Source organism: Falsihalocynthiibacter sp. S25ZX9 (genome assembly GCF_041205405.1).
Classification (GTDB): Bacteria; Pseudomonadota; Alphaproteobacteria; order Rhodobacterales; family Rhodobacteraceae; genus Falsihalocynthiibacter; species Falsihalocynthiibacter arcticus.
Map to the genome: position 1 here is coordinate 33,788 of NZ_JBGFCD010000006.1, position 13,891 is coordinate 47,678.

General features: G+C 54.8%; 15 protein-coding genes. 7 read left to right on the forward strand and 8 right to left on the reverse strand.

Features of this window, described 5'->3' with window-relative positions; all coding sequences use genetic code 11:
- Positions 1–43: 43 nt before the first annotated feature.
- The 7 genes from AB9F29_RS08425 to AB9F29_RS08455 all read right to left on the reverse strand — a co-directional run bounded on the left by AB9F29_RS08425 (position 44) and on the right by AB9F29_RS08455 (position 8,582).
- Entirely contained in the window at positions 44–1,357 is a 1,314-nt protein-coding gene (locus AB9F29_RS08425; protein ID WP_369755439.1) for a M16 family metallopeptidase, read from the reverse strand.
- Positions 1,357–2,697 (reverse strand): M16 family metallopeptidase, encoded by a 1,341-nt coding sequence (locus tag AB9F29_RS08430; protein WP_369755312.1) that lies wholly within the window; start codon positions 2,695–2,697, stop codon positions 1,357–1,359. The genes AB9F29_RS08425 and AB9F29_RS08430 overlap by 1 nt, the downstream gene beginning before the upstream one ends.
- Positions 2,698–2,783: 86 nt before the next feature.
- Complete coding sequence (locus AB9F29_RS08435; protein WP_335584031.1) at positions 2,784–3,305, reverse strand: DUF3035 domain-containing protein; 522 nt, start codon at positions 3,303–3,305, stop codon at positions 2,784–2,786.
- Positions 3,306–3,355: 50 nt separating this feature from the next.
- A complete protein-coding gene (lspA, locus tag AB9F29_RS08440; RefSeq protein ID WP_369755313.1) occupies positions 3,356–3,823 on the reverse strand; it encodes a signal peptidase II in 468 nt (155 codons plus the stop codon).
- Positions 3,824–3,839: 16 nt separating this feature from the next.
- Complete coding sequence (gene purH / locus AB9F29_RS08445) at positions 3,840–5,429, reverse strand: bifunctional phosphoribosylaminoimidazolecarboxamide formyltransferase/IMP cyclohydrolase (protein WP_369755314.1); 1,590 nt, start codon at positions 5,427–5,429, stop codon at positions 3,840–3,842.
- A gap of 24 nt (positions 5,430–5,453) precedes the next feature.
- Entirely contained in the window at positions 5,454–7,199 is a 1,746-nt protein-coding gene (locus AB9F29_RS08450) for a heparinase II/III family protein (RefSeq protein WP_369755315.1), read from the reverse strand.
- Between the two features lie 81 nt (positions 7,200–7,280).
- Positions 7,281–8,582 carry an RsmB/NOP family class I SAM-dependent RNA methyltransferase gene (locus AB9F29_RS08455; protein ID WP_369755316.1) on the reverse strand — a complete coding sequence of 434 codons (1,302 nt, stop codon included), beginning with the start codon at positions 8,580–8,582 and terminating at the stop codon, positions 7,281–7,283.
- A gap of 47 nt (positions 8,583–8,629) precedes the next feature.
- Here AB9F29_RS08455 and AB9F29_RS08460 point away from each other — a divergent pair, with 47 nt between their 5' ends.
- The gene (locus tag AB9F29_RS08460) at positions 8,630–8,800 is read left to right on the forward strand and encodes a DUF1674 domain-containing protein (protein WP_369755317.1); all 171 of its coding nucleotides are present in this window, start codon (positions 8,630–8,632) and stop codon (positions 8,798–8,800) included.
- A 3-nt stretch (positions 8,801–8,803) separates the two neighbouring features.
- Here AB9F29_RS08460 and dapB read toward each other — a convergent pair whose 3' ends face one another.
- Positions 8,804–9,613, reverse strand: coding sequence for a 4-hydroxy-tetrahydrodipicolinate reductase (gene dapB, locus AB9F29_RS08465; protein ID WP_369755318.1), 810 nt, complete (start codon positions 9,611–9,613; stop codon positions 8,804–8,806).
- 100 nt (positions 9,614–9,713) lie between these two features.
- Between dapB and rbfA the strand changes: the two genes are divergently transcribed.
- The 6 genes from rbfA (at position 9,714) to rpsO (ending at position 13,843) form a co-directional block, all read left to right on the forward strand.
- The gene (gene rbfA / locus AB9F29_RS08470; protein ID WP_039001155.1) at positions 9,714–10,136 is read left to right on the forward strand and encodes a 30S ribosome-binding factor RbfA; all 423 of its coding nucleotides are present in this window, start codon (positions 9,714–9,716) and stop codon (positions 10,134–10,136) included.
- Positions 10,123–10,854: a phosphodiester glycosidase family protein gene (locus tag AB9F29_RS08475; RefSeq protein ID WP_369755319.1), complete on the forward strand. Its 732-nt coding sequence runs from the start codon at positions 10,123–10,125 to the stop codon at positions 10,852–10,854. Before rbfA ends, AB9F29_RS08475 begins: the two co-directional genes overlap by 14 nt.
- 72 nt (positions 10,855–10,926) lie before the next feature.
- Positions 10,927–11,838, forward strand: coding sequence for a tRNA pseudouridine(55) synthase TruB (gene truB, locus AB9F29_RS08480; protein ID WP_369755320.1), 912 nt, complete (start codon positions 10,927–10,929; stop codon positions 11,836–11,838).
- Entirely contained in the window at positions 11,835–12,347 is a 513-nt protein-coding gene (locus tag AB9F29_RS08485; RefSeq protein ID WP_335584021.1) for a DUF1643 domain-containing protein, read from the forward strand. Before truB ends, AB9F29_RS08485 begins: the two co-directional genes overlap by 4 nt.
- Positions 12,348–12,491: 144 nt before the next feature.
- A complete protein-coding gene (locus AB9F29_RS08490) occupies positions 12,492–13,385 on the forward strand; it encodes a calcium-binding protein (protein WP_369755321.1) in 894 nt (297 codons plus the stop codon).
- A 188-nt stretch (positions 13,386–13,573) separates the two neighbouring features.
- On the forward strand, positions 13,574–13,843 hold the full coding sequence (rpsO, locus tag AB9F29_RS08495) for a 30S ribosomal protein S15 (RefSeq protein ID WP_335584019.1): 270 nt from the start codon (positions 13,574–13,576) through the stop codon (positions 13,841–13,843).
- The last annotated feature ends 48 nt before the right edge of the window (positions 13,844–13,891 follow it).

Consider the following 13,891-nt stretch of genomic DNA (forward strand, 5'->3'; position numbering starts at 1 on the left):
GCATGCCTAAGGCCGATTCGACTATGCAGAAAACACGGGTTGGTTACTGACCAAGCCCCACGCCTACAGGCTCCCCGACAACCACGAAATGCAAATCGTCTGGGCGCAGAATCCGCTTAGCGACACGCTTGATATCCTCCATCGTCACGGCATTTACCTTGTCGTTCCGCGTCGCGATGTAATCAATTGGCAAGTCTTCGGCCTGCATCCCAACCATGATTTCTGCGATGGTTCCGTTGCCATCAAACCGCAGTGGATAAGCCCCTGTGAGGAAGGTTTTCGCGTTTTCAAGCTGTTGTTCCGTCACGCCGTTCTCGGCCATATCCGCCCAGACATCACGAATAACGGCAATCGCTTCGCCGATCCGTTCGTTGGCAGACGCAACTTGCCCCATGATGAGCGCACCTTGATCACGCGGCGCCAAAAATGACGATACGCCATAGGTTAATCCGCGCTTTTCACGGACCTCATCCATCAAAGTTGAACCCAATCCACTGCCACCCAACACTTGGTTCAGCACATAGGCCGGAAAGAAGTCTGGGTCATCGCGGGCGATCCCTTCGTGGGCAAAAAGTGCCACGGATTGCGGGGTATCAAAAGGCACGACAGTCTCGCCACCTTTGGGTAAGCCATAAACTGCTTGCTCAGGAAGATCAGGGCCAACTTCGGGCAAACTGCCAAGGAGTGTATCTATAACTTCGCCAAGTTTTTCAGGCGAAATATCTCCCACGGCACCGACATAGATACGGTCCAAAGTGAGGGTGTTCGCCTTGGCTTTAATCAGGTCATCGCGAGTTATTCCCGCAACCGTTTCGAGCGTTCCAACGCGAGGCGTCGCATAGGGATGATCGCCCCAAGCCATTCTATTGAGAGTCTCGGACGCAATATCGTTCGGGCTTTTCTCGTTGCTTCGAATGATGGATTCGACTTGGCCGCGCACACGTTCAATAGCATCCGGATTAAAGTCCGGCTCTAACAAGCTCGTGCGCAATAACTCAATCGCTTCGTCTTGATTTTCCGTTAGAAACCGCGTGGAAACGACGAGGGTATCGTCAAAAACCGTATATCCAAACGAAGCGGAAAGTTCTTCTCGGGCGGTCGCAAACTCTTGGGCGTTCAAACCCGCAGCGCCTTCTTCAAGGAGGCCCGTCATAAGGTTGATCGCACCGCGTTTTCCGGGTTCATCAAGCCTTGCGCCACCTTTGAACCAAATCTCAATCGCGGTGAAAGGGATTGAATGCTCCTCGACCAACCACGCGGTAATTCCCTTAGGCGAAACCACTTCTTGGATGGCCACTTCGGCGCGCAAAGGGGTTGCCAAAGTCAAAGCCACAAGAGCCGTTTTGAAAGCACGCATCATTGGCTTGCCTCCCCTTCATTTGTTAGAAAACCAGTCACCGCATTGCTTCTATCGAACACTTTTTCTGCGGCCTCGAGAATATCCTGTTCCGTGATGGACTGGAGGACATCCGGCCACGCTTGCACGTCTTCAACCGTGAGGCCTGTCGTCAAAGCTTCGCCATAGCGGCGGGCCACGCTGGCGACATCGTCTTCGCCATAAATAAGGCCTGCGCGCAATTGCAATTTAATCCGATCAAGTTGCTCAGGATCAACACCCTCGCTGATAAATTCGGCCACAGCGGTATCGAGTAAGTCTTCCGCTTCTTCCAAAGAAACGCCTGGAACTGGGACCATCACCAAACCGAATGTCGTCTCATCAAGGGACATGCCCTCATAGAACGCGGAAACATAGATCGCGTTTTTCGTATCGAATTGTAGTTTTTTCCCAAGCACCGACGTCGCGCCTGTTCCACCTAGAATTTCCGATAGCATAACAAGCGCAGCGGCGTCTTTTTGGGCGCCTGCATTACGTTCTGGTGCCAAATAGGTGCGCATAACATAGGGCTGTGCGACGCGCGGATCGGAATACGTTAAGCGACGTTCGCTGCGTTGGGGGGGCTCGATTGGACGCACCCGTTCGGGCAAATCAACCGTAGGCTCTAGGACACCATAGTATTCTTGCGCGAGCGCGTGAACATTCTCTGGATCAACATCACCAGCAACAATCAGGATCGCGTTATTGGGGGCATAATACCGACGATAAAACGCGAGCGAATCCTCAAGCGTGAGCGATTCCATTTCATGCTTCCAGCCGATCACAGGAATCCCATAGGGGTGATTCATATACTGCGCCGCGCGGCGTTCCTCTGAAAACAGGGACCCCGGATCATTTTCGGTACGTTGGTTGCGCTCTTCAAGGATCACGTCGCGCTCGGGCAACACATCGTCGTTGGAAAGCTGAAGGTTGCGCATACGATCCGCCTCCATCCGCATCACCAATTCAAGGCGGTCCGCCGCTATACGTTGGTAATACCCCGTGTAATCCCAGCTTGTGAACGCATTATCGGTGCCGCCGTGGGCGCTGACCGTTTTGGAAAACTCCCCAGGGGCGAGGGTCTCGGTTCCTTGAAACAACAAATGCTCCAAGAAGTGCGCGATTCCCGATTTTCCGGCGGGCTCATCAGCAGCCCCAGCCTTGTACCATACCATTTGCACAACGACGGGTGCGCGGTGGTCTTCAAGCACAAGAACCTCCATGCCGTTATCGAGCGTATATGTTGTGAGTTGTTCTGCCGTTGAAACTGTTGGGATGGAAAGAAGGACGAGGCCAGCTAGCGCACTAAAAACGCGAGTCATAAAGTTTCTCCGTTGGGGTCCCTAAATAGGGTAATCACTCTTTGCAAACCATCAAGCCTCCATACGAAGACGTGAGAAGTCGTCATCTATTCAATGTTTGGGTTGGGAGGAGCCGCCGGCGTCTTGCGCCCTGCGGCCCGCCATCTTTCAAGCTCTTGGTACTGATCCAATGACATTGTGTTATAGGCTTTGAAATAGACGTTTATGTTGAACAAGCGCTCCAAAAGGCGCCCGTCGTTTGCTTTCCGCCAGCTCAAATCTTCTTTGGCAAGCGTTTGGCGAATATTTGCTTCAACGCCATATCGAAGCGCGTAGTTCATTAAGGCCGCTGATCCCGCCGAGCCACCGTTTGGCTTCCCGCCCAAGGCGACAATTGCATCACTTGATGGCGTCAAGTCAGTAATGTTGCTCCCCCCAGGTGTCGGAACGGGAAGATCCCTATAGTTTGGAGGGGTTTGAAGCGGTTTCGTCGGGAGAACAGAAAACTCGTCCGGTCCATCATTCGAGGCCGCAAGGTTAAGCAATTTCGGATTATCACTGCTGCCACAACTCGCGACACCAAGCAGGGCAATAAGACTTGCCAAAGCTATACCAGCCCGCGTGAACATGCTCTTCTCCTTAAATCTGTGGCTATCTTTAGCGCAAAGGAATCCCCGCGTCACCCGCCCTTTTTCCCGCCCGTAAAAAGGATAAGCCCAATAGCGCCAGCAAAGATTGCAATATCTGCTACGTTAAAGGAATAGGGATTTTCAAACCCACAGCAACTCATGTTCAAGAAATCCGCCACGGCGCCATAGAGAACGCGGTCAATCACGTTGCCCAAAGCCCCGCCAATCAACAAACCAGCCGACGCCATGCCAATGCGATTTGGCCGTTCGCGCCAGACCCAAACGAAAACCCAAGCGGAAATTCCCAGCGCCAAAGCGATCAAGATATACTTCGCAATATGTCCGCCACCGCCTAGGCCGAAATTAACCCCGTCGTTCCACGCCATACGAAAATTAACGAAGGGTGGGAGAACATCGATTTCATGAACTGATTTGAGGTCCAACCCCTGCACAACGCCCCATTTACTCACTTGATCCAGAAGGAGCGTGAAGAAGGTAAATAGAAACAAAATACGCATGTGCTGGACCCTCGATTTAGTGGCGGAAGTGACGCATACCAGTGAAGACCATCGCTAGACCTGCTTCGTCGGCGGCAGCAATCACTTCATCGTCGCGCATAGATCCGCCAGGTTGAATAACAGCGGTTGCACCGGCGGCGGCAGCGGTCAATAGCCCGTCCGAGAAGGGGAAAAATGCATCCGACGCAACAACCGATCCGATTGTGAGCGGTTGAGCAAGGCCCAGCGCTTCGGCCATATCTTCGGCTTTGCGGGCCGCGATACGGCAGCTATCTACGCGGCTCATTTGGCCTGCGCCCACACCGACGGTTGCGCCGTCTTTGCAATAGACGATGGCGTTTGATTTCACGTGCTTCGCAACTTTCCATGCAAACAAAAGATCCGCCATTTCGGCGTCTGTTGGTTTGCGCTTTGTCACGACCTTCAGGTCAGCGAAGTCCACAAACCCAACGTCTTTGTCCTGAACCAGCATGCCGCCCGCAACTGGGCGATATGTCAGGCCACCAACGCGCACGTCCGGCAAGCCGCCGGTTGTTAGTAAGCGCAGGTTTTTCTTGGCCGCGAAGATCGCTTTTGCCTCGTCGTCGGCTTCCGGCGCAATGACAACTTCGGTAAAAATCTTGGCGATTTCTGCGGCTGTCGCGCCATCAAGCGGCTGGTTCAATGCAATAATACCGCCAAACGCCGACGTGCTGTCACAGGCAAGAGCGGCTTTATACGCCTCAACCAAACTCGTCCCACGGGCAACGCCACAGGGGTTAGCGTGTTTGATGATCGCCACGGCAGGACCTTGCGCGGGGTCAAATTCCGCCACCAATTCAAAGGCCGCATCGGTATCGTTGATATTGTTATAGGACAGTTCTTTGCCCTGATGCTGGGTCGCTGTGGCAACGCCTGCGCGCTCAACACCATTGGTGTAAAATGCGGCATGTTGGTGCGGGTTTTCGCCATAGCGCAACCCCTGTGCCAATGTACCAGCAAAGGCTCGACGACGGGGTGTTTCCACGCCAATTGCTGCCGCCATCCAAGTCGACACAGCAGCATCATAAGCCCCCGTGCGCGCATAGGCCGTTTGAGCACAGGCTTTGCGGAACGCATCACTTGTCGCCCCGTCGTTGGCATCCATATCGGCAATCAACGCATCGTAGTCTTGGACATCGACAATCGTAGTGACAAATCCGTGGTTTTTCGCCGCGGCGCGGATCATAGCAGGGCCACCGATATCGATATTCTCGATACAAGTGTCATAGTCCGCACCCTTGGCAACAGTTTCTTCAAACGGATAGAGGTTCACGACCAAGAGGTCGATTGGTCCGATACCGTGCTCTTCCATTGCAGCAATGTGGTCCGGATTGTCGCGCAGGGCCAAAAGACCACCGTGTACGCGTGGGTGCAGGGTTTTAACCCGACCATCCATCATCTCAGGAAATTCAGTAATTTCGGCAACGTCCTTGACGGTCAGTCCCACAGTGCGCAACGCAGCGGCGGACCCGCCCGTCGACAAAAGTTCGACTCCCCGCTCGGCCAATGCACGGCCCAAATCAACAAGGCCAGTTTTATCGGAAACAGAAAGAAGCGCGCGGCGCACGGGTGTTTGATCGGTCATGTTTTGCATCCCCAGAGTGGCAAATTACAGCTTGAGTATCTCATCCGTAGCAAGGTCACGCAGACTATTTGGCGTGTCCTGTGCCTTGGCGAGATACCATGTGACACGCGTCGCATAGTCCATTGCGCGCCCAGATAGAACGATTTGTTTTGCCGCACGCGGTTTTAATCGCGTTTTTTCGAGGTAAACGCTTGGTTCAAGCGATAATTGGGCAGAACTGTTGTGTCGAAACACCCAAATCTCACCACTCTTGAGCGCAAGCGACACCGCTGTTCCGCCCATATCAAGCGCGGCCTCGACGTCTGGATGCAAATGGAATCGGCAGGAAAACCGTATCCCCTGCAATTTCACCTCATCCATCCGCGCGTCAAACAAGCGTTTATTGACATGCGATTCAGCCAGCAGGGAATCTTGCCCCGCAAGGCCGCGACCATCAAACCCAAGGTCCAAACGGCGCTGATGCAGGATACCATGCGTGGCCAAATACCCGTCGTGGCTCGCGCCAAGCTTCATGCCCGATTGTCCTGTCGATTGCTGGCATTTCACGTCCTTTGGCCCATCCACTAAGCTCTGTTGATTACGCCCTGCGACCAGCGTTTGTTTGCCAAGGCGCGCCGAGGAAAACCCGTCCAAACTCAAGGTTGAGTGCGAAGGCGTGGCCCGCCCAGCGCGCCGCCAACTTTCGCCAAAACTAACTCCGCTACCGCAATTTACAATCAGTGGACGCCGTCCGGAGGTGAGTTCAAACGCAAGCGTTGAGGCATGCCCATCCGAAGACGCCTTGCCCATCGGCGGCTCACTTGTATCAACGATCACACTGGTGCGGCCCGCGTGTAATCGCGCAAATCCCATCGACAGAGTCGTGAGGGATTTCGCCCGAACCCCAGATGCCGCAAGCGCATTGTCCAACCGCCCCTCAAGGCCGCGTCCACCGCCGTGAAACCGTGCCAATCCACCATCCGAGTGCCGCAATGCGCGCAGGGTCGGAGCAATACGTTCAATAGCTTTGAGGTGCTCGCGTGCCGCCATTCGCCCCGCATCCGAGAGCGCAGATGCCGCCCAAGTCAGAAGCGTAAACACCTCCAGAAGTTCTTCGGGATTGCGGGTTGGGATACCACCCTGCAGGTCGATTTGATCCACGCATTCTTTGGCCAAGGCATCCATCGCTGGTTTCACGTGCCGTTCCATTCCCGTCAGGGCCAACCCCGCATAAATCAAACCTGTGAGAGCCTCAAACCGTGGCAACCCGGCCTCTGCGGCTTGCCAACGTCGGGAGAGAAAGGCTGTTTGCTGCGCGAGGGCACTGAAATACGCTTCGGATGCAGCACTATTTTGCCCATTTAGATAAAACAGCGCGTGATTGATCCACCGAATAACGCGACGCCCTGTCATATCGGGCGTCCATCCCGAGCCTTTGCCGCGACCGTATCGATTTATCCAATCGGTGGTCCATTCTTGTGCCCTTTTACGCGCCTCAATATCGCCAACAGCCGCGAGATCATCGAGCCACGTAAAGCCGTGCAAGTCTTGCTCGAAGCTTTTGTCGGGCATGGGCAAATCCCAAATCGGCGTTTTAGGTGCTTCAACAAGGAAACCCGCGAAGAGGAAATTGCCCGCAATAAGCTGACGTCCCCGCGCAAATGAGCCGATCGTGCGAGGCTCAGGTTGCGACACAAAGCCCGTTGCCGGACGTGACAACACACTTACGCGCGCCTGAATCCGGTTCGCGATGCGCGTTCTCCGCGCCGAAATCCCTTCGGTGTTTGCCACCCTGCCTGCCTCGCCTGTAATGACGTTTCTATTATTGTTGTCACAGCATACGGCGCGCGGGCTTTGGTGTCACCGATGATTTTAGGAAGATTTACCGTTCAGGCGCAGAACCGCGATATAGAAGCCATCCATACCCCCACGATCGGCCCAGTAGTCTGGACGGATACGAAGGCCGCCTTCTTTGGAAATCCAAGCGGGATCAACGCCTTGCACTTCTAATGCCGCACGATCAATCGACAAATTCGGATGCCTCTTTAAAGCGTCTTCAATTTGAATTTCACCCTCATCAAGCAGGATACTACAGGTGCAATAAATCAACCGCCCATCTGGCTTAAGCAGACTCAGCGCGTGATCGATCATATTCTCCTGAAGCTTAAAGAGTTCGGGGAATTCACCACCGTCTTTTGCGTAGGGAAGATCGGGGTGACGACGAATAGTCCCCGTCGCCGTACAGGGCGCATCCAAAAGGATCGCGTCATACAGCTCAGATTTGAATTCCAGCGCATCCGCAACGACAATCTCGGCGTTCAATCCAGTACGGGTCAGGTTTTCAGATACACGCGCCATCCGTGCTTCGGAAATATCCAACGCCGTCACTACAGCTCCAGCCGCCGCGAGTTGCATCGTCTTCCCACCGGGGGCCGCACAGAGTTCCAGCACGCGTTCGCCAGCTTTGGGAGCAAGAATGGCCACGGGCAAAGCCGCCGACGCATCCTGAACCCACCAACCACCTTCGGTAAAACCAGCAAGTGAGGTCACCTGTCCAGCGTCCGTAATGCGCAGACTACCAGTCTCTAGCATGGTGCCTTCGGGCAAAACCGCACCTTCCTTGAACGACAAATCGAGCGGCGCGCCCTTGGAATGCGCAAGCTCCATCGCCTCAACGGTGGCCTTGCCGTAGTCCCCAATCAAGGGTTTACGAAGCCATTTAGGCAAACGCGGGACGGGAAGCTTTTCCCAATCGGACATCGGCATGTCACCCAAGCGCCGCACAATCGCGTTGACCATACCTGCGCCGTGGGTTGTTTCGCGCTCTTCACGGGCAATCGTCACCAAGGCGTTCCCGACCCCGTGGGAGGGCGCGCCTTCGACAAAAATCTCGACCACAGCGAGGCGCAGAATGTTGTGCACTTCAGAGGCTGGACGGCTACGCAGGAAAGGCCCCAAAAGGCGATCTGCGCGATCCATGAACCGCAACGTATTGGTCGCAAGGCGCTGGGCGCGAGCGCGATCGGCGGGTTCAAGCTTGGCCAAGGGACCCTTCGGCCCCATCAACTCAGACATGAGTCGTTGCTCCACCGTAACGGCGTTTAAGAGTTGAACGGCGGCGCGACGGGCAGGTAGGCCCTGCAGGGAAGCGGAATTGGGGGTTTGCTGTGACATGCGGGCTGAGTTATATCATGCCCAAGCCCAAAACAAGGACTACTGACATGAGTGAGCAAGCTGATCTGCCCGAAGCCGCAAAACGGGCCTTAGTTGAGGCCGCAGAGCGCCGCAAAAAGCAGAAACTCGACCTCGCCAAGGAACTGGGTGGGCGTGATGGCCCCGAACCTGTGCGATTCGGGGATTGGGAACGCAATGGGATTGCAGTCGACTTCTAGAACCTAGAGGCCAAGCACATCCATCATATCATACGCGCCAGGTTTCTGTTTGGCCGCCCAAAGCGCCGCCGTAATCGCGCCACGACTAAAGACTTTGCGGTCGGTCGCGATATGGCGCAGCACAACGCGCTCGCCGGGGGCTGCAAACATCACATCATGCTCGCCAACAATGTCGCCACCGCGCACAACCGCAAAACCAATATCGCCCCGCTTGCGCGCGCCCGTGATGCCATCGCGACCCCGATCAGACACATCCGCAAGGTTAACGCCACGCCCTTCGGCCGCCGCTTCGCCCAGCATTAGAGCCGTTCCGGATGGGGCATCGACTTTGTGATGGTGATGCGCCTCAACAACCTCAATATCAAAATCTTCGCCCAGCGCCGCCGCGACTTTCTTGGTCAGTTGCACTAAAAGATTGACCCCAAGACTCATGTTGCCCGCACGTACAATCGCCGTGCGTTCGGCCAATGCATTGAGGTCCGCAATATCCCGATCCGACAGACCAGTTGTGCCAATCACATGAGCGGTTCCACTGTCCGCCGCGACCTTAGCAAAAGCAAGCGTTGCCAAAGGTGCGGTGAAATCAATCACAACGTCGGCGGCGGCAATAACTTGCGCGGAATCTTCCGACACAAGCACACCAAGCGCCTTTCCGCCCATAGCTGTGCCAACATCCTGCCCGACCCAATCATGGCCCGAGCGTTCAATAACACCCGAAAGTTCGGCGGAATCAGTCTCTAATACGGACTTAATCAACATCTGCCCCATGCGCCCAGAGGCACCCGTGATGGCGATTTTTGTTTTCTGGCTCATGATGCACCCTCATTATCTGATCTTTCCCCCGTTTAACGCCATGCGCCGTCCAAAGCAAAGCCCTGTTGCCCTTGAGGTCAATCATGCTTAAGTGCTCTCCATGGCAAAGAACCAAAATCGCGCCGGTCGGGCCCCCTCACAACGTCAGCTCCGCGTAGGCGAGCTGATCCGTCGTACCCTTTCTGAAGTCTTGATGCGTGGTGATATCCACGATCCAGACCTCAATCGCATGTCCATTACCGTGAGCGAGGTTCGCGTCACGCCTGATTTGCGTCTCGCAACGGCCTATGTGCTTCCACTTGGTGGGCAAGGCCAAGAAGAGGCGCTTTCGTCCCTCCGCCAAAACCGCCACGAATTGCGGATGGTTGTGACCAAAAAGATGGCCCTCAAACACTCGCCAGAAATTCGCTATGAAATCGACACCACGTTTGATCGGATGGACGAAACACGTCGCCTTTTGGATCAAGACAACGTGCAGCGCGATCTGGCCGTTCCCGATGATGCAGGCGATGAAGACGCTTAGAGTCGCCATAGTCTTTTGGCTCGTTGGACTTGTCACACCAGCTTTCGCTGACTGTGTGGAAAAGAGCTTTGAAGGCATCAAGTATACGACCTGCGAAGCTACCCTTGGACAGGACCTGCGGTTATTCCTCAAAGATGACCAAGGCGATATCCTAGGGTCCTTTGGCGCAGCCAACGGCCAGCTGCCAGAGGGGAAAAAGCTCGCTTTTGCCATGAATGCGGGCATGTTTCATCAGGATCGCAATCCCGTCGGGCTCTATATAGAAGATGGACAACAGGAAGCATCACTTGAACATGGTGGCGGATACGGCAATTTTGGCCTCTCCCCTAACGGCGTGTTTTGCATCAGTGCGTCCGAGTTGCAGGTTTACACGAGCGATGACTATGAGGCCAAGCAACCTTCCTGCCAATTTGCGACCCAATCGGGGCCGATGCTTGTTATCGACAATGAATTGCATCCGCGCCTAATCCCCAACGGTTCTTCCAAACATTACCGCAACGGTGTCGGTACCAGTGCGGACGGGAAGCGTGCCGTGTTCGTGATTTCGGATCAGCGCGTCAATTTCCACGATTTCGCCCGCTTTTTCCGCGACGATCTCGGATTGCCAAACGCATTGTTCTTCGACGGAAAAATCTCGCGCCTCTATAGTCCCGCCAATTCCCGCAACGATTTAGGGTTCCCGATGGGGCCAATGGTCGGGCTGGTCGTTGACCGTTAACCCAATCACACATTGACGCTGCCTCCAGACAACGGTAGGTCGCGCGACTTGAAACAAAGATAGGACAGTCTCATGGGGCGCAAGCGCAAGGGTCGTGATATTTCGGGTTGGGTTGTTGTGGATAAACCCGCAGGCATTAGTTCGAGTGCCGTCGTGAACAAATTGCGCTGGGCGATGGATGCCCAAAAGGCAGGCCACGCAGGAACGCTTGATCCCGAAGCCACAGGCGTTTTGGCGATCGCGCTCGGCGAAGCCACCAAGACCGTCCCCTACATCACGGATGCCCTCAAGGCCTATGCGTTTACGGTTCGGTTGGGACAAGCCACAAACACCGATGACGCCGAAGGCGAGATCATCAAAGAAAGCGATATCCGGCCCGATGACGCCGCAATCAAAGAGGCGCTGTTGCCCTTTGTTGGCGAAACCATGCAGGTTCCACCAAAGTTTTCCGCTGTGAAAATTGACGGCGAGCGGGCCTATAAATTGGCGCGTGATGATGCGGAATTCGAGATTTCGGCGCGTCCCTTGTGGGTAGAGGAACTTGTTCTCGTGGACCGCCCCGATGCCGACCATGTGACGCTTGAAATGACCTGTGGCAAAGGCGGATACGTCCGCGCCATTGCGCGGGATTTGGGCGAGGCCCTAGGATGCTATGGCCACGTCCGCGACTTGCGTCGCATCTGGTCGGGTCCGTTTGATGCAGAGGATGGCATTTCCGTCGCCACAATCGATGAATTGGCTAAATCCGGCAAGTTAGACACTTATATCCTACCGTTAGAGACGGGTTTGACCGATCTGCCGGAGGTGAAATGCACCCCCGAAGGGGCGGCGCGTTTGCGCAATGGCAATCCCGGAATGGTTCTGGCTGCGACTGTGGAATATGGCGACGAATGCTGGGCGTCTTTTGAAGGCAAAGCTGTTGCCGTTGGGCGCTACAAAGCGGGTGAACTGCACCCGAGTCGCGTCTTTAACCTGCCGCAATGACACTCACACGGATACATCAAAAAGGCGATGCGTCGTCCGTGGCTGTGTATTCCGATTGCGAGGCCTATCGCTATTCCCTAACGCGCGTGTGGGACGAGGCCGCCGCGCGTGTTTTCTTTATCATGCTCAATCCTTCGACCGCCACTGAAGTGCAAAACGATCCAACGGTTGAACGCTGCGAACGGCGCGCACGGGCGCTGGGGTATGGCGGGTTTCGCGTGGCCAACATTTTTGCGTGGCGCGATACGGATCCGCGCAAAATGCGGGCGGCAACCGATCCTGTTGGCCCCGAGAACGACCGCACAATTCTTGACGGATGCGCGTGGGCAGACACGATTGTCTGTGCGTGGGGCACCCACGGTGCTCACTTAAATCGTGGGCCAGTCGTTGCGGAGATGCTCAAGAATCACACGCTTTTCCATCTTGGCTTGTCCAAGGCTGGACACCCAAAACACCCTCTCTATATAGCTTACACGGTGCAACCAACCCTCTGGGAATTGCAGGCGTAATCCGTATAAGAAGCATTTAGAGTGTATAAACCCGCTAGTGGTTGCGATTTCCTCAAAGCCGCTTAACACAAATTTAGCATCCCGTGGGATAACCTCTGTTTGGGGTTTTTGGTTCAATTTGGACCGGTGTTTGAGGGTTGTATTATGTTTGGTCTTATCGGCCTATTTGGCGCGCTGTTCATGGGATTCATGGCAGAGGGGATAATGTCGAGTGATATCGACGTTACCGACGATGACGAATCGGACGAAGACGACTCGCTACCTGTGACACTTTCCGGCGATACTGGTGACAACCTTCTTGACGGTGGATCCGGAGGCGATCTCCTGAATGGCGGTGAGGGCGACGACGAAATTCATGGAAACGATGGCGACGACGGACTTTATGGCGCTGACGGGGATGACCTAATTTATGGCGGAATCGGCCATGATGTTGTTCATGGTGAAGGTGGCGACGATGTACTCTATGGCGGCACCGGAAGCGACGAACTTTTCGGATATGGCGACAACGACATTATTTCTGGCGGTGCAGGCGATGACACGCTTATCGGCGGCGAAGGCGACGATAGCCTAAATGGCGGCGACGGTACCGACTCACTTGAGGGCGGATTTGGGAATGATTACGTGTTTGGCGGGCTTGGGCAAGACGCACTCATGGGCAACGATGGCGACGACCATATTGTTGGCGTTGTGATGGGCGAGGAAACCGGTGAGGACACCGATGAACGCGATTTCCTAAATGGGGGTGAAGGCGACGATCTTTTGGTCTTGGGCAACAGTGACTATGGTACGGGAGGCGCAGGCGAAGATACCTTTGCCCTTGGAGAATGGTTTGCTGAAGGCTCCGCAGCAACAATCACAGATTTCAACTCGGAAGAAGACACACTTGTTGTCCACTATTCTGAGGACGACGAAATTCCAGAGGTGAGCGTCGAAACCGAAGATGGAAACAGCATGGTCCTATTGGACGGGGTTGTAATCGCGACATTACTTGGAAACACCTCCTTTGATGTTTCACAAATTAGCATGATCGGCACTTAACTTCCTGTCACCAAGCGCCCCTACCCAAGGCACTCAAAACGTTTTTCCTTTCTTTCGTTCAAGAATCCTCCTATACGCGCCAAATCTCGCTGCCGAATCCTTCTGGGTTTTGCGACGGATATACTCCACGGGCTTTGCTGGACGACATCCCGGCTTGTGCCATTCACCCTTTAATCAAGGAGACCCCGATGTCGATTACTGCAGAAGACAAAGCACGCGTCATGACTGAATTCGCAACCAAAGAAGGCGACACAGGTTCGCCCGAAGTACAGGTTGCTATCCTTTCCTCGCGCATCGCGACACTCACAGAGCACTTTAAAACCCACAAAAAAGACAACCACGGTCGTCGTGGACTTTTGAAAATGGTTGCTTTGCGTCGCAAACTTTTGGACTATCTTCGTGGCAAATCCGAAGAGCGTTACCAAGACTTGATCAAACGCCTCGGCCTTCGCCGCTAAGCCTCGTACCACCGAATTAGGAAAACGCCCGCGCATTGTGTCGCGGGC

Bases quoted from the DNA above. Each gene is read 5' to 3' on its own strand.
- truB (WP_369755320.1), top strand. From the start codon at position 10,927: ATGGGGCGCAAGCGCAAGGGTCGTGATATTTCGGGTTGGGTTGTTGTG.
- AB9F29_RS08490 (WP_369755321.1), top strand. From the start codon at position 12,492: ATGTTTGGTCTTATCGGCCTATTTGGCGCGCTGTTCATGGGATTCATG.
- dapB (WP_369755318.1), bottom strand. From the start codon at position 9,613: ATGAGCCAGAAAACAAAAATCGCCATCACGGGTGCCTCTGGGCGCATG.
- lspA (WP_369755313.1), bottom strand. From the start codon at position 3,823: ATGCGTATTTTGTTTCTATTTACCTTCTTCACGCTCCTTCTGGATCAA.
- rpsO (WP_335584019.1), top strand. From the start codon at position 13,574: ATGTCGATTACTGCAGAAGACAAAGCACGCGTCATGACTGAATTCGCA.
- AB9F29_RS08435 (WP_335584031.1), bottom strand. From the start codon at position 3,305: ATGTTCACGCGGGCTGGTATAGCTTTGGCAAGTCTTATTGCCCTGCTT.
- AB9F29_RS08425 (WP_369755439.1), bottom strand. From the start codon at position 1,357: ATGCGTGCTTTCAAAACGGCTCTTGTGGCTTTGACTTTGGCAACCCCT.
- AB9F29_RS08485 (WP_335584021.1), top strand. From the start codon at position 11,835: ATGACACTCACACGGATACATCAAAAAGGCGATGCGTCGTCCGTGGCT.
- AB9F29_RS08430 (WP_369755312.1), bottom strand. From the start codon at position 2,697: ATGACTCGCGTTTTTAGTGCGCTAGCTGGCCTCGTCCTTCTTTCCATC.
- AB9F29_RS08460 (WP_369755317.1), top strand. From the start codon at position 8,630: ATGAGTGAGCAAGCTGATCTGCCCGAAGCCGCAAAACGGGCCTTAGTT.
- purH (WP_369755314.1), bottom strand. From the start codon at position 5,429: ATGACCGATCAAACACCCGTGCGCCGCGCGCTTCTTTCTGTTTCCGAT.
- AB9F29_RS08455 (WP_369755316.1), bottom strand. From the start codon at position 8,582: ATGTCACAGCAAACCCCCAATTCCGCTTCCCTGCAGGGCCTACCTGCC.
- rbfA (WP_039001155.1), top strand. From the start codon at position 9,714: ATGGCAAAGAACCAAAATCGCGCCGGTCGGGCCCCCTCACAACGTCAG.
- AB9F29_RS08475 (WP_369755319.1), top strand. From the start codon at position 10,123: ATGAAGACGCTTAGAGTCGCCATAGTCTTTTGGCTCGTTGGACTTGTC.